Raw genomic sequence first — 20584 nt, 5'->3', positions numbered from 1 at the left:
ATTGTTACATCATGTTGTACGCATCGGAGCGGACACGGCAGAGCCTGTCTGATTCCGCGGCGAACAACAGATTAACAATTGGTCGGTACGGTAGTTTATCGACAACCTCGGACACTCGCGCGAGTGTCTTTTTGTGCTCAAGATTCCGGTTCCGGCAGGGCCGTACAGAGCCGGGTGATGCCGGTGGTGATTTCGGCAAAGGTGAGGTGGGCGTAACCGAGGAGGATGTCGCTGCCGTAGGGTGCCGGGTTGCCAAAAACGTAGTTGTTGATGGGGTAGACCCGGATCTGTCGGGAGTTGATGCGATTGATCCGCGGGGCGTCAAAAACAATGCCGTTAAAATGGACAACCATGTGTAGCCCGGCGGCGTGGCCTTTGATTTCAAATTGATCCGGATAGCAGCGGGATAGTTCAGCGATCAGGTGCTGGCGTTTTTTAGCATAGATTTTTTTCATCTTCCAGATATGCTTTTCCAGCCCGCCGCTGTCAATAAATTCGGCCAGGGCGTACTGGGTCAGGGCTTCGGTATGGACATCGGAATATTTCTTGAGTTCCAGGTAAGGTTCGATCAGTTGATCGGGGAGAATCAGATAACCCAACCGAATGGCCGGGGTGAGGATCTTGCTGAAGGTCCCCAGATAAATGACGCGGTCAGGACTCAGCTCATAAAGTGATGAAATCGGTTGGCCTTCAAAGCGGAATTCACTGTCATAGTCATCCTCCAGCAGATAAGTATCATTAGCGATGGCATACTGAATCAGTTTCTGCCGGCGTTGGATTGGCAGGATGCCGCCCAGCGGGTATTGATGGGAAGGAGTCGTATAGATAAAGGCCGGGGCCGGGTGGGGGGCCAGTAAATCGGTTATCAGACCCTGATCATCGACCGGAATCCCGATTAAATTGAGTTTAGCGTGCTCAATAATCTGGCGCAATCCGGGATGGGTGGGATCTTCAATCAGGACCGCCTGCTGCTGATCACAAAATAACGCAGCGATCAACGCCAGACCCTGGGTTGAGCCAGAAACGATCATAATCTGGGCAGGATTACAAACCAGTCCCCGGGTACGCCGCAAATAGTCGGCTATCGTCTGGCGCAGGCTCAGCACCCCGGCACTGGGATGATAATGAAAAGCCGCTGCGGGAACCTGATCCAGGCTGCGTTGATAGGCTTTTTTCCACTCCGACAGTGGAAACCGCGACGAATCAATGACGCCGGACTGAAAATCGATGACGGCGGTGGGTGGTGCTTTTTCTTTAGTCGCAGTGGCAGCGCGTTTTTTCGCAGCGCTTTTCAGGGGGCTCGAAAATACATCAATACCACAGGCAACCACCGTACCAGACCCATGATTGCCAATCAGGTAGCCCTCGGCAATCAATTGATTGTAGGCATCGAGAACGGTACTGCGGGAGATTCCCAGATCGGCTGCCAGCTGTCGGGTTGACGGCAGCTTTTCGGCCGGGGTCAGCTGACCGTCTAAAATCAGGTGCCTGATCTGCTCATAAAGTTGTCGCATTAAGGGCTGTTCACTCTTTTTGTCAATATTAACCCACATCGCGTTCCTCCTAAAGTGGTTTGTTAAAAAAACTGTTTAAGTGGTTCTTTACAAACCACATCAATCTGGTAAGATTTTATCATAACCATAGCGAGGAGAAAAGAGGATTATTATGGGAGAAAAACTAAGCGCCTATCTGGATTTGATCGTATCGATGTTAATTGCTGGCAGTGCGGTTGTGGTCAGTAAAATGATGGTCGACCGGGTGCCGGTATTTTTGGCCACTGAATTGGGGATTGCGATTGGGCTGGTCTTTCTGCTGCTGGTCACTTTTGTGATTAAAAAAGAACACCACCGCCTGGATAAAAAAACCGTTGCGGTGCTGCTGGGTCAGGCCCTGGCCGGGATTGTCCTTTATCGGGTCCTTATTTTCTGGGGCCTGCAACTGACCTCCGCCGCCAACAGTGGTTTGATTTCCAGCTCCGGGCCGGCCATTGTGGTGATTCTGGCGTTCTTGATTTTAAAAGAGAAGATCTCAAAAAACAACGCCATTGGTCTGGCTTTCGTCATCATCGGTCTGCTCTGTATCAACCTTTACACCTATTTTTCGGAAGGGATCCTTGACAGCTCGGTGCTGGGAAATTTTCTGATTCTGATTGCCGTTACGGGTGAGGGCTTATTTTCAGTGCTCAGTAAAATAAAGTGTATCCCGATGTCCCCGGTATACCGGACAACGCTGGTGGCGGGGCTGGCCTTTATCTGTTTATTGCCCCTTGCCATTTATGACGCCTGGAGCTATCCGTTTGCGGAAATGTCGCTCCAGACGATTTTGTGTATTGCCTATTATGGGATCTTTGTCTCGTTTATTTCTTATGTCCTGTGGTTTCGGGGGATTGCCAAGGTCGCAGCCAGCAACGCGGCGATTTTCATTAGCGTAGTGCCGGTCAGCAGCATTATCCTGGCCGCCATCCTGCTCAATGAAAAAATCCAGCTCAGTCATTTACTGGGAATGAGTCTGATTATCTGCGGCATTCTCATCGCCACCCAAAAGTCGCCGGCGCGCCCCGGCGAAATGGTCGGCCCGGAGCTTAAAACCATCACAGTTGAAACGATCGAAAGCGACTGATCCCGGCCGATATCAGACAGTGACGCGACTAGTGGCGTTTACCCGAATAACTGCTAAGTTCAACCGCAATCACGACGGTCTGATCGAGGATATGTTGATCAAAGCTGAAATCGTCCCGGCCGGTCTGCTGCTTCATAATCGCCTGTAAGGCCTGGCTTTTAGCCGCGGCATCGTCAAGAAAAACCGCCTGACCGGTGCCGATAAAACTTTCAAAATAACAGCTGTAATCACAGCCCTTTTCGCCACTGAGCAGTTCCTTCATCTGATCCATCTCAATACAGACTTGATTGTTTTGTTTCAGGATGTCCATTTTGCGACCTTCTCTGGCACAGTGCAGAAAGATGGTTATGACTGAATCATCCCGGTGATAGCCAAAATTCAGGGGCACCACATAGGGCTGGCCGTTGTCCACCATGGCCAGCCGGCACACCTTACAGCCGTTAATAATTTCAATAAGCTCCGTTAGTTCTGTTACTTCCCGATTTGCTCGTCGCATTTTTGCCTCCACTTGTTTTTATTTGATCATTAAATTATAGGTATGAATGTTAACCCTACACTTGTAACTTATCGTACCGATTTTCATGCCGGCAGTCAAGCAGCATTTATGCCAAATACCGGGATAGCATCATAACCATTCTTGTGTTTATGGCGAAAGCAGTTTATAATTAAGAAAAAATTGCAGTTAATTAGGGGAGACGAAGCCATGGCGAATCACAATAATTCTAGCGAAACAAAAGCCTCCAGTGAAATAAAAGCACTAAAAGCAATCCTGTGGGTGTATATCATCCTCTGCCTGATCATTGCCGGGCTCAATTTTGGCTATGTCAGCCGGGCCACTCCGGAAGTGGCCGCCTTTATCAGCTGGCTGTGGGGTTTTTATGAAAACTGGGTTAAGACCAGTTTTATTGTTCTGGGCAGCTTTCTGACCCTGCGGATTATTGGCTCATCCCGACGGACCGTGATGCGCAAACGCAATCTGACCGGCTTCATTGTGATGGCTTTGGTCGTCCATATAGTTGGGCCGATACTTTTAAATAATCAGGAACTGTACTTTTTTGCGATGCCGTTGCCCTGGACCACCATCCCCTTACAACTGATGGACCCCAGCACGGCTTTTTATCTCAAATATCTGCCGGTCTTTGGTCTCACTGGCATCTCGCTGGCGCTGCTCTTTTATCTGCTTGTCACCCTCGTTGTTCTGGTCGGAACGCTGCTACTGGGTCGGCGCTGGCAGTGTTCGACACTGTGCCTGTTTAATGGTTTTGCCAGTGAGGTTTTTGATCCGGTGATGCCCTTACTGGGGGCCCGGAAAAAGGTCAAGGCCCGCGGTTTAAAACTGTTTGCCATCCTGCGCTGGCTGTTTCTGGCACTCGCTCTGGGTTTTACCGCCTACTGGGTGTTATATCTGCTGGGTCTGCCGCTGGCCAACAGCGAGTTAGTGGCAAAAATCGAAACCTATAAATACCTTTCCGCCGAGCTGCTGATGGCGATGTTTTTCTGGGTCGCCTTTAGTGGTCGCGGCTACTGTTACTATTGTCCCCTAGGAACGGTGGTGGGCCTGCTCGGTAAGCTGGTTGGTCAGCAAATCACAACCAATCAGAGCCACTGTATTCAATGCGGCCGCTGCAATGCCGCCTGTCCGATGTCCATCGATCTAAAAACCAGTGCCGCCAGCGGTCGCCCGGTCGCCGAGCTGCGCTGTGTCGGCTGCGGTCACTGTGTCGACAGCTGCCCCACCGAAACCCTGGCATATTCAACCCGGTTTCTCGAGCTCTTTAAAAATTAATAACAGCTAACCCCAGTAATCCGTCGGCTTAAATCCATGGGCCGGCGAGGTTGTCGCTAAACTACCGTACCGACCAATTGTTAATCTGTTGTTCGCCGCGGCATCGGACAGGCTTTGCCGTGTCCGCTCCGATGCGTACAACATGATGTAACAATTGTCGGTACTGGGTTATCTTTTTTAACAACATCAACAGGCCGTCGGACGATCCGACGGCCTGCCTTTTTATGCTTTTACTAAATTTTCAAGTAAGTTGTTCATAATGGGGTATGAAAAAAGAAACAAAGACGGAAAATGAGCAGCAGACAGTTAATTAAAATTGCAGACAGTTAATTAAAATTTGAGTAGGAGGCAAGATAATGGCAGAAATTTATGTTGATGTGAGAGGCGAAACCTGTCCGGTTCCTTTGGTAGAAATGCGTAAAGCCGTCAGGAAGGCGCAACCGGGCGATGTCATTGAGATTACCGGGAACAATGCCGCCTCGAAAAAAGAAATCCCGATGGCCGCCGACGCCTTGTCGCTGGCAGTTATCAGCACCGAAGAACAGGACGGCACCTGGACCATAAAAATTAAGAAGTAAAGGAGGCTTTGTCATGGCGGACAAAACAACAATTATTGTTCAGAGCGGTGATATGGATAAACTGTATAGTGCTCTGATTGTGTCCAATGGCTCGCTGGCAATGGGGATGGAGGTGTCTCTGTATTTCACCTTCTGGGGATTGCTGCGCCTGAAAAAAGGCGGCCTGGAAAAAGGTCCATTATCGAAAATGCATTTTCTGGGGTTGGGAAAAAAGATGATGCTGGGCCGGATGAAAAAAAATAATGTCGCCTCCCTGGAACGGCTGATGGCTGATTTCAAGGAATTGGGTGGCAAAATCATCGCCTGTGAAATGACCATGGACATCATGGGTTTAAAACGATCCGATCTGATCGAAGATATCATTGACGACTACGGGGCCGTCGGAACCTATATCCAGGAAGCCCGACAGTCAGCCATTACCTTGTTTATCTAAGGGGGGAACTCATGGAAAAAGTGTATTATTTGGATAACGCCGCCGCCACCCGGCTGGATGAGCAGGTGCTGGAAGTGATGACACCGCTTTATTTTGACCGTTACTCGGTGGCGACCTCAGAATTTGGCTATTCGCTGGGCGTTGAGGCGAAAGAAGCTTTGGATGATGCCAGAACCCGACTGGCTCAGGCCCTGGGTGCTAACAGCCAGGAGTTTATTTTCACCTCGGGCAGTGCCGAGTCCAGCAATTTGGCCTTAAAAGGGGTTGCCAAAGCATTGGGGGCGAAAAAAGGCAAACACCTGATCGTTTCCAAAATTGAAGACTTTCCGGTGCTGTACAGCGCCAGAACCCTGGAAAAAGAAGGCTTTAGCGTTGATTATCTGGACGTCGACGGCGATGGTCTGGTTGATTTGAAAAAACTCCAGGCGCTGATCAGACCGGAAACCATTCTGGTCTCGATTCAGCATGGTAATCAGGAAATCGGCACCCTTCAGGATATCAATGCGATCGGCAAAATTTGCCATGATCAGGGGGTCCTCTTTCACACCGATGCCACCCACACCTTTATGCGGGTGCCCCTGGATGTGACCGCCGTCGCCGTTGATCTGATCACCGTATCGGCTCATACCCTGCATGGTCCCAAGGGGATCGGCGGACTCTATGTAAAAAAAGGCACCGCCCTGGCTAAAATAATGGATGGCGGTTTTCAGGAATTTGACCTCCGCGGCGGGATGGATAACATTCCCGGAGCGGTCGGCTTCGCCAAAGCGGCGGAACTGGTGACGGCCGATGAAAACATCGGGCTGGCGGTGCTGCGGGATAAAATTATCACCATGGTGAGCGATCAGATTCCCGATGTCATTCTAAACGGACATCCCCGGCAGCGGACTCCCCAGAATGCCAATATCACCTTCCATTACGTGGAGGGGGAATCGATCACCCTGCATCTGGACATGTATGGCATCGCCGTCAGCACCGGCTCGGCCTGTTTCAGCCGCTCTCTGGAAGCCAGCCATGTGATCGCTGCCATCGGTGGTGATCATGAACGGGCCCATGGCTCGATCCGGATGACGGTGGGACGCTTCAATACCATGGAAGAGGTCATTTTTGTGGTCGAAACGCTGAAAAAGGTGGTTGAAAACCTGCGAAAAATCAGCCCCCTGGGCAAGGAATAGGAGGAAATAACAATGGCAAGTCCTTATAATGATCTGGTCCTGGAACATTTTAAAAATCCCCGCAATACCGGGCGGATTGAGGATCCCGATGGCAAAGCAACCGAAGGCAGTCCGGCCTGCGGCGATATGGTATCGCTCTATTTAAAGGTCGATCCCGAAACCAGAGTGATCGATGATATCAAATTTGAATCCTATGGCTGTGCCTCAAATATTGCTACCGGTTCGATTATTACCGAACTGGCCAAAGGCAAAACCATCGACGAAGCCAAAAATATTACCTGGCAGGAAGCCTCGGAAGCCCTGGGCGGACTGCCTAAAATCAAGGCTCATTGCTCGGTGTTGGCGGTGGAGGTGTTGCGCTCGGCAATCCAGAATTATGAAGAAAAGCACGGCCTGGTAACCGAAAAGGTCGTCACCACTGAAGAAATTGTCAGAAAACGCTTAAAGAAGGTCATGAATCCGATCAAAGGCCTGGATATGGTGGCAACCCATCTGGTCAAGGAAATTGATATCAACGATGGGGTCGTCCGGATTGTCCTCGATCTCCCCGAAACCCATCAGTTTGCCAACGCCATCAAAGAAGACGCAGTGGAAAAAATCGAATCACTCTGGGATATCGATCAGGTCATCGTCGAGTTTACCGACTGATAAAAAAAGTAACTTAGGCAAGATTAAAAGCTAGCCCAGTACCGACAATTGTTACATCATGTTGTACGCATCGGGGCGGACACGGCGAATGCCCGCGACTAATAAAAAATTTATTTCTTATTAGTGTCCGATCCCGCGGCGAACAACAGATTAACAATTGGTCGGTACGACAGTTTAGTGATAACCAAAAAAAAGAGCAACCCTGTCAAAGCGTTGCTCTTTTGCCGCTAACGGGCAGTTTTTGAAACAGCAATAATGCTTAAGGTCAGAGCTGCGGCACCCATTACCAGGGCAACCATACTGGATACAAAAGCGGCTACTTTCATCGAACTACCTCCTTATTTGATGTTTTCAGTTTGCTTTAATCCTCGTCATAAAAACCGCTCATGGAATAATCTTCAAGCGCTTCCAATAAAAAGACCAGACTCCCGGTCATGCTTTCGGCGGTGGTAACGACAATTTCTTTTTCTTCTTCAGTCAGCTCCATGAATTCTTCTTCAAGATCACATAGGCGCTTAATTAGAAATAATAATTCTGTTTTCATATTTCTCCTGTCCACTGTCTGTTCTAATTATAATACTATCGGCTTAGCAAAGAAATTGCAAGAAAAATTGTGTTTAAATGGTTTAATCGACGCTTTTCAGCGGTCCCCGGGCCCGGGTGGCGGCGATTTTCTGCCATAATTATGGTAAAACTGCTATAATGGTGTTATCGCAGACAAAGGAGAAAACACAATGAGTAAAACAAAATGGCCGGGATCGGTATTGCTGGCCCCGGTACCCCCGGTGTTGGTAACCTGTGGCGAGGCCGCATCAGAAAATATCTTAACGGTGGGCTGGACCGGGGTTCTTAATACCAAACCGCCGATGACCTATATTTCACTGCGGCCCAGCCGACTATCCTACGAAATCATCGCCGTCACCCGGGAGTTCACCATCAATCTGTCCACCGTGGCGCTGGTCAAAGCCGTCGATTTCTGCGGGGTGCGCTCCGGCCGGGACATGAATAAATTTGAACGAATGGGTTTAACCACAATCCCCGGCGATACGGTAAAGAGCCCGATGCTGGCAGCCAGTCCCTTAAGTATGGAATGCCGGGTCAAAGAAATCATCCCGCTGGGTACCCACGATCTGTTTATGGCCGAGATTCTGGCAGTCCATGTGGCGGACGCCCTGATTGATGCTGGCGGTAAACTCCATCTGGATCAGGCCGATCTACTGGCCTACGTCCACGGCGAGTACTTTGGCCTGGGCGAAAAAGTCGGCAGCTTCGGCTATTCAGTCCGCAAAAATAAAAAGAAGAAACGACCCGCGCAGCAAAAATAAACCTCAAACGATGGGCGTAAACCCATCTTTTGAGGTTGGCAAAAAGTGTACAGTTAACTTGCTTCATTTTAAATTAAACGTAGTGCCGACAATTGTTACATCATGTTGTACGCATCGGAGCGAACAGGTTGATAAACCTGCGTGGAGGCAACGAGCCAATCACAAGCTTGCTTGTAGTTGGCGACTGTCCGCGACTAATAAGAAATTTTATTTCTTATTAGTGTCCGATTCCGCAGCGAACAACAGATTAACAATTGGTCGGTACGGCAGTCCAAAATCAAACTCTTTTATAGCTTGGTAATCCAGCCTTCGGGACCGGCCAGATCGCCCAGTTGGATGGCGGTGAGGGTATCGTAGAGCTTTTTGGTGACCGGACCTACTTCGCTTTCGCTGTAAAAAACGTGTAACCGGTTGTGATGGAAAATGCCGCCGATCGGGGTGATCACGGCGGCGGTGCCGCAGGCGCCGGCTTCGGCAAATTGATCCAGTTCGTCGATGAAAACATCCTCTTCGGATACGGCCATCCCCAAAACATGTTCGGCCAGATAAAGCAGCGAGTATTTGGTGATGCTGGGTAAGATCGAGGGGGAGTCGGGGGTGACAAAACGGTTGTCTCTGGTGATGCCAAAGAAATTGGCGGCGCCGACCTCTTCGATTTTGGTGTGGCTGGNGGGGTCCAGATAAATGCAATCCGCAAAGCCTTTCTGTACCGCAATTTCATGCGCCAGCATCGAGGCCGCATAGTTGCCGCCAACCTTCTGCTGGCCAGTGCCATTACAGGCCGCCCGGTCATAGTCGGAGACCATAAAATTAACCGGTGTCAGGCCGCCCTTGAAATAAGCGCCCACCGGCATACAGAAAACCGTGAAGATATATTCGCTGGCTGGCTTGACAGCCACACTATTGCCGACCCCAATCATCATCGGGCGGATATACAGTGAGCCGCCGGTGCCATAGGGCGGAATATAGGCTTCGTTGGCTTTAACCACATCGAGGCAGGCTTTGATAAAGGTTTCTTCAGGAATCACCGGCATTAACAGGCGCTGGCAGGAATCCTGGAAGCGTTTGGCATTCTGGTCCACCCGAAACAACTGAATCTCGCCGGCTTTGGTCCGATAGGCTTTCAGTCCTTCAAAGCACTGCTGTCCATAGTGCAGACAGGGAGCCGCTTCGCCCAGATGCAAGACATTATCTTCAGTCATAACCCCGTCATCCCACTTACCCTCTTTCCAGATCGACAGATACCGATAATCCGTTTTTATATAATCAAATCCCAATTGATCCCAATTAATTTCTACTTTTTTAGTCATTTTTAGCTCCTTTTAAATTTCAGTTCTTATACAAAGGACATTACCAGGCCCATAATGCAGCCCAATAATCCGCCCAGCCAGACAATTGCGTTGAGTTCTTTTTTCATAATTTCCAGAATCATTTTTTCAAAAGTCAGAACATCGTAGCCGTTAATCTGATCTTCAACCAGTTTTGATAAGTCCAGGGCGTGAATTAAAATGCCGATGTTTTTGTCGATCAGCTGATGATAGGTCGATATAACCCAGGCGACAAATTCCGGAATCCGGTCTTCGTATTCGAGATAAAGATCGCAAAGCCGTTTGTCGAGTAGATTCGTGCTTTCTTTTTCAAAGATATTATCGAGAATACCCTCGCCTTTTTCAACCACCATCCGTTCGATGATTTCAGACATTTTAACCTTGGCGGAACTGATCAGGTTTTCATTGATTAGCATCGCAAACATTGAACCCTGCAGATTGCTGACAATTTCGGTGACGGCGATTTCCGATAAGAGCGGCCCAAGTTCCATTTTGACCATCCGTTCGTAAGAAAAACCGACCACCTTGGATGTCACATCAGTGATCATCTGCTCACCCCGTTCGGCGCCGGAAAACGCGTAAAACAGCTCCCGCAGGGTTTCATCGTTGGTGCTTTTTTTTGCGATCAGGCCATTGACGGCGACGGCGATCTTATCGTCCATTTCCGGGGATAGCAGACCATTTTTAATGACGTCCTGATTGAGCAGATTGTTGGCGACCACGTCGCCCAGTGATTTGGCGATGCGTGGTTTTTCTTTGGGAATTAAGCCTGGGGTGAAGGGGAGGGTCAATCCCAATACTTTGATGGCTTTGAGGGGGCGAAAGAGCATCCGAATCGCGATGCCGTTAGTGATCAGTCCGATAATGCCCCCTATGATCGGACCAATAAAGAATGATAAATCCATGGTTTCCTCCTGTTGTAACTTCTGGTTAGTAGCTTTTGGTATATTCTAATCTTTTTAAAACAAGCTGTCCAGTAGAATGATAAAAACCAGTAACAGGAATAACAATTACTGGTAATTATTATTGTGTTTACTTTAGCTAGCTGATACAATAAAGCAAGAAAATTTTTGGAAGCAGAGGGAAATGATGAAAAATGAGAATTTAAAACGGTGGATCTACCTATGTGTCGGAACCATCATGCTGTTGTTTCTGGGATTATTGTATGCCTGGTCAATTTTTAGGGCCCCGCTGAACAAGGTCTTTGAAACCTGGACTGTAACGGACTTATCACTTAATTTTACAATCTCAATTATCTTTTTTTGTATTGGCGGTTTTGTCAGCGGACAATTAACCCGCTTTATCAAAAACCAGTACATTGTTCTGATGGCGGCAGCGATGCTGTTTATCGGTTTTTTCGGGGTCTCGAAAATCGATCCGAGCCAACCGGGACAAAGTTTAATCCTGCTGTACCTGTTTTATGGAGTACTCTGCGGAACTGGCGTCGGGATGGGCTACAATTCAATTATCAGTGCGGTGGTGCCATGGTTTTCCGAAAAAGCCGGTTTGGCATCAGGGATTTTGCTGATGGGCTTTGGTCTAGGGGGACTGATCCTCGGGACCATGATCAGCTCTTTTATTGGCAGTGTCGGAGTATTGGAAACCTTTTTCTATCTGGCTATTATGGGCGCGGTAGTGATGGCGTTAGGTTCCTTCTTTATCAAGAAACCGGAAATGGCACCCAAAAAAGCGGTGGCTGTGGCCGGTCAAGCCAGTCAGAAAAAAGAATACACCGCCGGAGAAATGTTAAAAACCGGCGTTTTCTGGACCTATTTCTTCTGGGGAATTATGATTACCGCTTCAGGACTGCTGATCATCGGTAGCGCGGCAACCATTGCTGTGGCCTTTGGCGCACCAGCTCAATTGGGTTTATTAGTTTCGGTATTTAATGGCGGCGGCCGGGTGGCCATTGGCACCTTGTTTGATAAGGTCGGCAGAGGCAAAACCATGGCAACCAACACCATTCTGTTACTGGTTGCTGGTGTTTTCTTATTAATGGGCGCAACTATGAATAATGTCATCTTTATCTTCATCGGCCTGTTATCGGTTGGGGTTACCTATGGTGGGGTACCAGCCTTATCTTCAGTGGTTATCAATTCCAGCTTTGGTTCGAAAAACTATCCGCTGAATTTCAGCTTGTCCAATTTCTTACTGGTACCGGCGGCCATCATCGGACCAATGATTTCCAGTTATTTACTGCAGAGCTCCGGCGGCAGTTACGGATCAACCTTCATTGTTATCATTGTTTTCGCAGCCATCGCTTTAGTACTGAATCACATTTTAGGGATTCAAAGTAATAAATTAAGCCAGTCGTCAATTGTTGCCGCGGTCGAAAATTAAGCCGTTGCAATAAAAATTGTTGTTCAATTAAAACCCGAATTAAGACTATTATGTTATAATCGGCACAAGAATGTACTGATAAATAATGAGTAAATTTGGAGGGTTATTATGGAACTGCAGGATAAAATTTTAGCGTTAATGAAACAGCAGGGAGTACCGATGACTGCTGGCGAAGTCGAAAAAGCCCTGAAGGTTGATCGTAAAGAAGTGGACAAAGCCTTTAAACAGCTAAAAAAAGAAGAAGCCATTGTGTCCCCGGTGCGTTGCAAATGGGAACCAGCCAAAAAATAACTGAAAAGAAAGGGAAACCTTTCTTTTTTTTCGAGCTAAACTGGCTTTTCTGAGATTTATTCGTTATACTGGTAGCAGCATAAATGTTTGCGTGGGGAGCGACTCCCCGATTAAGAGATGAAGGATAAAAAAGATGGAACATTTTATAGAATTTAAAGACGTACATAAGCGTTACCATATGGGGGAAGTGACCATTAATGCCGCCAACGGGATCAATTTTTTTATTGATGAAGGCGAATTTGCGGTGGTGGTCGGGCCCAGTGGAGCTGGAAAAACAACGGTGCTAAATATTCTCGGCGGAATGGACAACTGCGATGAGGGCCAGGTGATTGTTGGGGAAAAAGATGTCGCGGCTCTGAGTCGCCGCGAGCTGGCGGAATATCGGCGTTATGATACCGGTTTTGTGTTTCAGTTTTATAATCTGATCCAAAACCTGACCGCCGTTGAAAATGTCGAGTTGGCAACGCAAATCTGTCGTGATCCGATGGATGCTGAAACAGTCTTAAAAAGTGTTGGCCTGGAAGAACGGCTGGGGAACTTTCCCTCCCAACTGTCCGGCGGCGAGCAGCAGCGGGTGGCCATTGCCAGAGCGCTGGCCAAACGACCGAAACTGTTGCTGTGTGACGAACCCACTGGCGCCCTGGATTACAATACCGGCAAAAATATTTTAAAACTGCTCCAGGAAACCAGCCGCAAAGAAAAGATGACCGTCATCCTGATTACTCACAATCAGGCCATAACGCCCATGGCCGACAAGGTCATTATCATGAAAAATGGTCAGGTTCAGAAAAGTTATCTCAATGAAAAGCCCTTATCCGTTGATGAGATTGAGTGGTAGCCGGATCAGAACGCTTTGCGGAACCCTGGCCCTGGATGGCTTTGCGCTGGTTAAACCGCTTGCCCAAGGTCGTTTTGGCAGCTGCTTTCTGGTCTCCCGGGATGCAGTTCGCTATGTTTTAAAGATCTTTAATCGCAATGATGTCAAACGCCGCAAAGAAAAGCTGACCCGGGAAAGTAAATTGCTCAAAAAAATCGACCATCCAGCTATCCCCAAACTGATCCAGGTCTTTGATCGGGATGGTTTCTACGGACTGGTGATGGAACAAATGCCGGGCCAGTCACTGGCTGATTTGTTGGAATGGGATTACGCCTTTAGTAAAACTGAAATTACAGCCATCATGGCGCAATTAATCGCGGTGATGGAGTATCTTGCGGCACTTAACATCAGTCATCGCGACATCAAAACCGACAATATGTTATGGACCGGTGAGCAGCTGTCGCTGATTGATTTTGGGACTGCCAGCGGGGTATTACGGCTTAACAGCCGCTTTAATCCCGACTGCTGGGGCCTTGGTGATGTTTTTCTGCGACTGGCCGCCAATTGTGATGAAATGGCCGCCAGTTCAAATAATTTTTCGCTGGCCCAGCTCAACTTAAAGCCGGCCCAGCGGGAAGTCATCGAACGTCTGCTTTACATTAAAAGGCCCTATCGCAATTCTCAGGCTGTAACAGAAGATTTTAATCATGCCTGGCTAAAAAATACGGACTGATACTCACGTCACTTTCTTAATTACCAATGATCGTATTAATCAAAAGGGGAGGGCTTTACAGCTGTGAATGAATTAACCTACTATCTGCCTATTATTCTAATCGTCACGGCCAATGTATTTTATAATATTTGTACCAAGTCGACCCCGGCAACTGCCAATCCGTTTTTATCGCTGCTGGTCACCTATCTGGTGGCGGCGCTATTGACGCTGGTTCTGATGCTGACCAATGGTCTGGACGAAGGAATTGTCCAATCATTTAAACGGCTCAACTGGACCAGCTACGCCCTGGGGATTTCCGTTGTGGCCCTGGAATTTGGTTATATTACAGCCTACCGGGCTGGATGGAACATCAGTCTGGGTTCGCTGGTAGCCAATATCTCATTGGCCATCCTGCTGATCCCGATTGGTATTCTACTCTACAAAGAGGTTCTGACCATCAATCATCTGGTCGGAATCGCCCTTTGTCTGGCCGGATTGTTTTTTATTAATCGCTAGTGACAATACCGAGATGTATTGGCTAAAAACTGAACTGAAGTTGAAAAGGAGAGTGAGACAAAATGCAGTTAAACACAAATTATTTTGAAGAACTCTGGTTAAGCGATAACCAGAAAAAAGAACCGACGGTTGAGTTTTGGAACTTCCGGGCGGAAGAGTATAACCTGTCGTCATCAACCGTAGATGCCCAGTTAAACCGTCTGGAAAAAGTTCAAGCCCTAATTGATCGAGGAATCATCAATGCCGAATCAACGGTCCTGGATATCGGCTGTGGATCGGGACAATTTGCAGTTGAACTGGCAAAAAAAACCAGAAAAGTGGTGGGTCTGGATTTTTCCGACAAGATGCTCAGCTATGCCAGTGCCAATGCCGCCGCTGAAGGTCTGAAAAATACTGCGTTTATCCACTCGGATTGGGATGGCTTTCACTACGCGGAAGCCTTTGATCTGGTCATCGCCAGCATGTCTCCGGCCATTCATAAGCCGGATCATCTCTATAAAATGATGAAATACTCCCGGGGCTATTGCTATTTATCATCCTTTGTGGAACGACACAGTGGCTTGAAAGAAAAACTCTATCGCCTGACCGATCAGAGCTATGTCCGTCAGTTTAATAAGATCAACTATATTTTCAATCTGTTATGGACAAAAGGTGTTTTCCCGGAATTGACTTACGAAACCGGAATTCATAAACGGGTATTTCCCTTGGCAAAGGCACAAGAGATTTACACCCGGGAACTGTCCGTATTGGAAAGTCCAAAGCAGGCCAGCCGCATTCATCAATACCTGGAGGCCGTTGCAGAAAATGAAGTGGTCACGGAATTATTGCAGCAACGAAAAGGTGAATTGATCTGGAAACAATCCTGATACAAAAAGCAAAATGTCCGCCATTCTAATTTGTAGAATGGCGGACATTTAAAATTTTTGGTATTAACCAGCGGAATTAATCGATACTAGCAAAATTAAGCTGATCGAGTTTGGCTTTAGAAATTCGATGGAAGACGACCAGCGAGACAATCAGCAGTCCTACCGAGGTGACCCAGGTCAACAGGAGATTTCCATAGCTCAAACCGGCGACCAGATAGCCGATAAAGCTGCAGGTGGCGACCAGAACCGCATAGAGCATCTGGGTTGAGACATGTTGAATATGATCGCAGCCGGCTCCCGTGGACGATAAGATGGTGGTATCTGAAATGGGCGAACAGTGATCGCCAAAAACCGAGCCAGCCAGCGTCGCCGATAAGGTTACAACCATCAGTTCCGGGGCGGTGTATTGGGAGATCATCACGACAATCGGAATAAAGATCCCGAAGGTACCCCAGGCAGTGCCGATGGAAAAGGATAGCAGCGCCGAGACCAGGAAAATCATCGCCGGAATCAGGCCCACCGGGATACTGCTGGCTTTGACCAGTTCGCCAATAAAGAGGCCGGTACCGAGTAGATCCTGACACAGCGCCCCGATGGTCCAGGCCAGGGTCAGGATGATATAAGCGGGGACCATGGTTTTAATCCCTTCACCAATCCCCCCCATAAAGGTTTTAAAGTCAATCAGTTTCCGGGGAACAAAGAGCAGGAAGGTCACCACCAGTGCCCAAAAGGCCCCCATTACCAAAGCTGCCGAGGCATCGCAATTACCGAAGGCTTCCGACAGGGATAAACCTTCGCCCGACCAGTAGCCGCCGTTCTGGAGCATTGACAAAATTGAAAAGGCAATCAGTGAACTGATCGGAATGATCAGATCCCAGATTGTGCCCTTGCCATCCATCAGAATTTTTTCTTCCAGTTCAGTATCCAGGGCCCCCAGTTCGCCGGTTTCGATGGCCTGCTTTTCAATCCGGGCCATCGGTCCAAAATCGAGGTTAGTCACCGACAGAATAATGACCATCAAAATGCTTAATAAGGCATAGAGATTATAGGGGATCGTTGCGATAAAGGCGCTCAGTTCATTCTGAAACGCGCCGGTTTCATAAAGCGTCGAGCCCACTGCTGCCGCCCAACTGGAAATCGGTGCGATGATACACACTGGTGCCGCGGTAGAATCGATGATATAAGCCAGCTTGGCCCGGGATATCTGATATTTGTCGGTAACGGGTTTCATGACCGTGCCGACAGTGAGGCAGTTGAAGTAATCATCGACAAAAATGATCACGCCCAGAACACTGGTGGCCAGCTGGGCACTGCGTCGGGATTTAAGCTTGGTTGCGGCCCAGTTGCCATAGGCCCGTGAACCGCCGGCAATGGTCACGACATAAACCAGGGCACCCAGCAGCCCCAAAAATAGGATGATATTGAATTTACCCGGTTCACCGACGGTTTCGGCGATTAAACCAAAAGCCACCGTACCCATTTCAATCAGGCCTCCGCCGCCACTGCTAACAACATAAATCAGAGTTCCGGAGAGGATTCCGATCAACAAAGCAGAAATAACTTCTTTAGTAATCAAAGCCAAAACAATGGCAATAATTGGTGGAATGATGGACAAAATGCCCACATCGACTGTTTCAAACAATTTTTTCTCCTTTCACGAACATAATAATTTCAGATAATTGCAAAACAACCGTGAGATTTGAGTAGCAGTTTCGCAATACCTGACTTAAAATTTTCAAACAGGGAGTAGTCTATCACAATTGATATCGTTTATCAAATGCGCCTTTTCTAATAATGACTGGAGCTAAGCTGAAGCGGTGAATATTTATTCTGAGGCGGGGACTGTACAAGCTGTTAAGAATCATGTAAGATAAGGTGTGCTAAAATTAGGCCGACTTTTAAAAAATTATAAATATGAGGAAATGAATGAATAATTATATCGAAAAAAATATTTTACCCCTGGTCACAAAACCGATCACCTATCTTGGCAATGAGGTGAATGCGGTCCATAAGATCCCAAGTCCGGAGATGATTCGCTTTGCCTTTGCCTTCCCGGATACCTATGAGGTGGGCATGTCCCATTTGGGTATGAAAATTCTGTATGGATTACTAAACGAAGAAAAAGATATCTGGTGTGAGCGGGTCTTTGCTCCCTGGGTGGATATGGAAGAACAATTACGGCGCCATGATCTGCCTCTGTACGGACTGGAATCGATGATGCCCTTAAACGACTACGATTTTGTCGGTTTTACGCTGCAATATGAAATGAGCTTCAGCAATATTTTAAATATGCTGGAATTAGGCAAGATTACCCTGCGCAGCGCCCAGCGAAAAGAAGCCGAACCCTTTGTCATTGCCGGGGGGCCCTGCGCCTATAATCCCGAACCGCTATCTGACTTTATTGATATTTTTGTCATCGGCGAAGCGGAAGAGGTGATTCTGAAAATCATGGCGACCCACCGGGAGTGGAAGAAAACTGGTGGCGCTCGTCAGGACTTTTTGAAAATGGCGGCAGCGATTGAAGGGGTTTATGTGCCGGCTTTTTATGCGGTCAGTTATGATGAAACAACCGGTGTGATTACTGCCTTCGCCCCAGTTATTGAAGAAGCCCCGGCGACGATCCGCAAACAATTTATTGAAGACCTGGATCAGGCTTACTTTCCGGATAAAATCGTGGTGTCTTATACCGAAACCGTCCATGACCGGATCAGCTACGAAATCTTTAGAGGTTGTGGCCGCGGTTGTCGCTTTTGCCAGGCTGGGATGATCTACCGGCCCACCCGGGAAAAAACCGTACCGACGATCCAGTCAAAAATTAAAGCCCTGATCGCAGCTACCGGTTATGATGAGGTTTCATTATCATCCCTGAGCACCGGTGATTACAGCGAAATAGAAACCCTGATCAAAAACCTGGTCTGTGATGCTGAATCCGGAAAAGTCAGTATCTCGCTGCCATCACTGCGGATTGACTCCTTAAGCATTGAGATGCTGGAAGAAATTCAAAAAGTGCGGAAAGCCGGATTGACCCTGGCCCCGGAAGCTGGAACGCAGCGGATGCGGGACGTTATCAATAAAGGCGTAACCGAAGAAAACCTGATGGATACCGTCAAAACGGCCTTTGAAAAGGGTTGGGGACACGTCAAGCTCTACTTTATGATTGGTCTGCCGGGCGAAACCCTGGCAGACATCGAAGGCATTGCCGATCTGGGTCAAAAGGTCGTCGATGAGTACTATAAAATTGATCGGGAGTCCCGAAATAAAAGTCTGAAAGTCGTCTTAAGTGCCTCATCGTTTGTGCCGAAACCCTTCACTCCATTCCAGTGGATGGGACAGAATACGCCAGAAGAATTTAAAAACAAACAGCGTCACTTAAAAGCCAGCATTAAGGATCGCAAGATTTCCTACAGCTGGCACGACAGCGGAGTCAGCTTTCTGGAAGCGGTTTTTGCCCGGGGTGACCGCCGCCTCGGTCTGGTACTGGAAAAAGCCCATCAAAAGGGCTGCCGCTTTGATGGCTGGGGCGAATACTTTGATCTCCAGAAATGGACCGAAGCCTTTGTCGAAGCCGGGATTGATCCGGATTTTTACGCTCTACGAAACCGCGACTACGACGAAATCCTGCCCTGGGATTTCATTGATACCGGGGTTACCAAGAAATTTTTAAAAGCCGAGGCGCAAAAAGCCGAAGCGGCTGTGACAACTCCTTTTTGCCCGGAAAGTTGTTCAAATTGCGGCATTATGGAATTCAAGAAAGGATGGAAATGCAATGGTTAAAATTCAATATCAGTTTAAGCGCTCCACTCCGCTGCGTTTTTTATCCCATTTGGATCAGCAGCGCCTGTTTCAGCGGGCTTTTCGCCGGGCAAATATGCCGGTTGAATATTCCCAGGGTTTTAATCCCCATCCCCGAATGTCATTCGCTCTGGCCATGTCCGTGGGCTTGACCAGTGATGGCGAATACGGCGAAGTGATTGTGTCAGAGGACATCGATGTCGAAACATTTATCAGTCGCATGAATAAGGTATTGCCCAATGGTCTGGAAATCGTCTCCGCCAACATCTGTGGCGAAGGGGTTGGCTCGCTGTCAGCAGCGCTGAGCAAGAGCGTCTATCGGATTCGCATTAAAGTTATACCGGAAACAGATTTAGCAGCACTGGCAGAAGCAATCCAGTCATATCTGGCGCTGCCGCAGATTTTGATCCAGAAAAGAAATAAAAAAGGGAAGTATGTGGAAAAAGATATTCGGCCCTTTATTGAATCGATTGCGGTATTTGCCGACCCGGGTACTGATAAGGTCAACATCAAAATGACCCTGATTTATATTGAGCAACAATGTGTCAAGCCGGAACAGATTTTAGAGAGTATCAATAATCAGAATAGTGCTGTCTTTCTCATTGATCCCACCATCGAGATTCATCGGGAAAAATTGCTGATTACAGCCGATGCTTAAGGTTTACATAAGGCATAAAAACGTTTACAAAAAAAGACTTGACCTTTAAAAAAAACGTGCTATAATTTAGCTAAATCAAAGATCAACTCAATCCTTTTCCAGATTGACTGACACGGTCATTGAAAAGTAAATAAACCTTAACTGCTGATAAAGATTAACGGAAGACGGTGATCGGTTCGAACTGAAATTTAACCCAAACCGGATGATTAATTAAGTTTTATCACTTGTCACCTCCTGAGATGCAACAGTGACCAGAGTCTAATTGGCTAAATGGTCAGGTTGTAGAAAATCATTGTGTGATTGATTAGAGATCGGTATTTACATTATGGAAAAAGAACATCAAATATTTAACAGTACAAAATGATGTGGCCATAAATACGAATAATGGATCAAAGATAATAATCCACCTGACAGGAGATTTCAATTAACAATAAATAGGAAATAGAATGGAAAAAAACCGTAAAAATGGATATGATTCCAGGTTGTAAAACAGATTTAGATTTCTGAATACAAAGTTTCCCAGGTTAAGTGTTTATTACTTGTGAAAAGCGAATAGAAGATTTTTGGTTAATTGAAAGGGGTGAGTCCAAAAGGAATGATATCAGAAGTTAAAAGCTGAAGCCGGTTCTGCACAGTGATGTGGAATCGGCTTCAGCGTTTTTTGTAATTTTATTTGTTTGTACTTATTTCTTGATCGTTG

21 protein-coding genes are annotated in these 20584 nt (G+C 47.5%); 15 read left to right on the top strand and 6 right to left on the bottom strand.

The features are described from left to right. Window positions 1-137 precede the first annotated feature (137 nt). Window positions 138-1553, bottom strand: coding sequence for a MocR-like pyridoxine biosynthesis transcription factor PdxR (gene pdxR / locus A3KS_RS0100710; RefSeq protein WP_026393248.1), 1416 nt, complete (start codon window positions 1551-1553; stop codon window positions 138-140). A 112-nt stretch (window positions 1554-1665) separates the two neighbouring features. On the opposite strand from pdxR, the gene A3KS_RS19610 reads away from it, so the two are divergent. Continuing rightward, the gene (locus A3KS_RS19610) at window positions 1666-2619 is read left to right on the top strand and encodes a DMT family transporter (protein ID WP_051355564.1); all 954 of its coding nucleotides are present in this window, start codon (window positions 1666-1668) and stop codon (window positions 2617-2619) included. A gap of 28 nt (window positions 2620-2647) precedes the next feature. On the opposite strand, the gene A3KS_RS0100700 is transcribed toward A3KS_RS19610, so the two are convergent. Continuing rightward, entirely contained in the window at window positions 2648-3115 is a 468-nt protein-coding gene (locus A3KS_RS0100700) for a pyridoxamine 5'-phosphate oxidase family protein (RefSeq protein WP_026393247.1), read from the bottom strand. Between the two features lie 207 nt (window positions 3116-3322). Here A3KS_RS0100700 and A3KS_RS0100695 point away from each other — a divergent pair, with 207 nt between their 5' ends. From A3KS_RS0100695 to A3KS_RS0100675, 5 genes are all read left to right on the top strand, one after another. Next, a complete protein-coding gene (locus A3KS_RS0100695; protein ID WP_026393246.1) occupies window positions 3323-4405 on the top strand; it encodes a 4Fe-4S binding protein in 1083 nt (360 codons plus the stop codon). A gap of 356 nt (window positions 4406-4761) precedes the next feature. Continuing rightward, complete coding sequence (locus A3KS_RS0100690; protein WP_026393245.1) at window positions 4762-4983, top strand: sulfurtransferase TusA family protein; 222 nt, start codon at window positions 4762-4764, stop codon at window positions 4981-4983. Window positions 4984-4996: 13 nt separating this feature from the next. Then, complete coding sequence (locus A3KS_RS0100685) at window positions 4997-5416, top strand: DsrE/DsrF/DrsH-like family protein (protein ID WP_026393244.1); 420 nt, start codon at window positions 4997-4999, stop codon at window positions 5414-5416. 11 nt (window positions 5417-5427) lie between these two features. After that, complete coding sequence (locus A3KS_RS0100680) at window positions 5428-6591, top strand: cysteine desulfurase family protein (protein ID WP_035354750.1); 1164 nt, start codon at window positions 5428-5430, stop codon at window positions 6589-6591. 12 nt (window positions 6592-6603) lie between these two features. Next, entirely contained in the window at window positions 6604-7239 is a 636-nt protein-coding gene (locus tag A3KS_RS0100675; protein ID WP_026393242.1) for an iron-sulfur cluster assembly scaffold protein, read from the top strand. 361 nt (window positions 7240-7600) lie between these two features. Here A3KS_RS0100675 and A3KS_RS0100665 read toward each other — a convergent pair whose 3' ends face one another. Next, a complete protein-coding gene (locus A3KS_RS0100665; RefSeq protein ID WP_026393241.1) occupies window positions 7601-7783 on the bottom strand; it encodes a hypothetical protein in 183 nt (60 codons plus the stop codon). Window positions 7784-7973: 190 nt separating this feature from the next. Here A3KS_RS0100665 and A3KS_RS0100660 point away from each other — a divergent pair, with 190 nt between their 5' ends. Then, on the top strand, window positions 7974-8564 hold the full coding sequence (locus tag A3KS_RS0100660) for a flavin reductase family protein (RefSeq protein WP_026393240.1): 591 nt from the start codon (window positions 7974-7976) through the stop codon (window positions 8562-8564). A 287-nt stretch (window positions 8565-8851) separates the two neighbouring features. Here the strand turns inward: A3KS_RS0100660 and A3KS_RS0100655 are convergent, their stop codons facing one another. Then, window positions 8852-9874 carry a branched-chain amino acid aminotransferase gene (locus A3KS_RS0100655; protein WP_026393239.1) on the bottom strand — a complete coding sequence of 341 codons (1023 nt, stop codon included), beginning with the start codon at window positions 9872-9874 and terminating at the stop codon, window positions 8852-8854. 26 nt (window positions 9875-9900) lie between these two features. Then, window positions 9901-10797: a DUF445 domain-containing protein gene (locus A3KS_RS0100650; protein ID WP_026393238.1), complete on the bottom strand. Its 897-nt coding sequence runs from the start codon at window positions 10795-10797 to the stop codon at window positions 9901-9903. Between the two features lie 181 nt (window positions 10798-10978). Between A3KS_RS0100650 and A3KS_RS0100645 the strand changes: the two genes are divergently transcribed. From A3KS_RS0100645 to A3KS_RS0100620, 6 genes are all read left to right on the top strand, one after another. Continuing rightward, on the top strand, window positions 10979-12232 hold the full coding sequence (locus A3KS_RS0100645) for an MFS transporter (protein ID WP_242834714.1): 1254 nt from the start codon (window positions 10979-10981) through the stop codon (window positions 12230-12232). A 138-nt stretch (window positions 12233-12370) separates the two neighbouring features. Continuing rightward, window positions 12371-12523 (top strand): transcriptional regulator, encoded by a 153-nt coding sequence (locus A3KS_RS0100640; RefSeq protein ID WP_414150027.1) that lies wholly within the window; start codon window positions 12371-12373, stop codon window positions 12521-12523. A gap of 133 nt (window positions 12524-12656) precedes the next feature. After that, complete coding sequence (locus A3KS_RS0100635) at window positions 12657-13361, top strand: ABC transporter ATP-binding protein (RefSeq protein ID WP_026393235.1); 705 nt, start codon at window positions 12657-12659, stop codon at window positions 13359-13361. Next, window positions 13324-14073, top strand: coding sequence for a protein kinase family protein (locus tag A3KS_RS0100630; protein ID WP_169727681.1), 750 nt, complete (start codon window positions 13324-13326; stop codon window positions 14071-14073). Before A3KS_RS0100635 ends, A3KS_RS0100630 begins: the two co-directional genes overlap by 38 nt. Before the next feature lie 63 nt (window positions 14074-14136). Then, window positions 14137-14568, top strand: coding sequence for an EamA family transporter (locus tag A3KS_RS0100625; RefSeq protein WP_035354747.1), 432 nt, complete (start codon window positions 14137-14139; stop codon window positions 14566-14568). A gap of 62 nt (window positions 14569-14630) precedes the next feature. Then, window positions 14631-15434 carry a class I SAM-dependent methyltransferase gene (locus A3KS_RS0100620; RefSeq protein WP_026393232.1) on the top strand — a complete coding sequence of 268 codons (804 nt, stop codon included), beginning with the start codon at window positions 14631-14633 and terminating at the stop codon, window positions 15432-15434. 76 nt (window positions 15435-15510) lie between these two features. Here the strand turns inward: A3KS_RS0100620 and A3KS_RS0100615 are convergent, their stop codons facing one another. Further along, window positions 15511-17076: a Na+/H+ antiporter NhaC family protein gene (locus tag A3KS_RS0100615; protein WP_026393231.1), complete on the bottom strand. Its 1566-nt coding sequence runs from the start codon at window positions 17074-17076 to the stop codon at window positions 15511-15513. Between the two features lie 284 nt (window positions 17077-17360). On the opposite strand from A3KS_RS0100615, the gene A3KS_RS0100610 reads away from it, so the two are divergent. Beyond that, window positions 17361-19208, top strand: a complete 1848-nt coding sequence (locus tag A3KS_RS0100610; protein WP_026393230.1) for a TIGR03960 family B12-binding radical SAM protein — start codon at window positions 17361-17363, stop codon at window positions 19206-19208. Further along, entirely contained in the window at window positions 19201-19884 is a 684-nt protein-coding gene (locus A3KS_RS19605) for a TIGR03936 family radical SAM-associated protein (protein WP_051355563.1), read from the top strand. The genes A3KS_RS0100610 and A3KS_RS19605 overlap by 8 nt, the downstream gene beginning before the upstream one ends. Window positions 19885-20584 lie beyond the last annotated feature (700 nt).

Origin of the sequence: Acetobacterium malicum subsp. dehalogenans DSM 11527 (genome assembly GCF_000472665.1) — a bacterium.
In the GTDB taxonomy this organism is placed as follows: Bacteria; Bacillota; Clostridia; order Eubacteriales; family Eubacteriaceae; genus Acetobacterium; species Acetobacterium malicum.
This window is presented reverse-complemented; position numbering and strand designations above follow the sequence as displayed.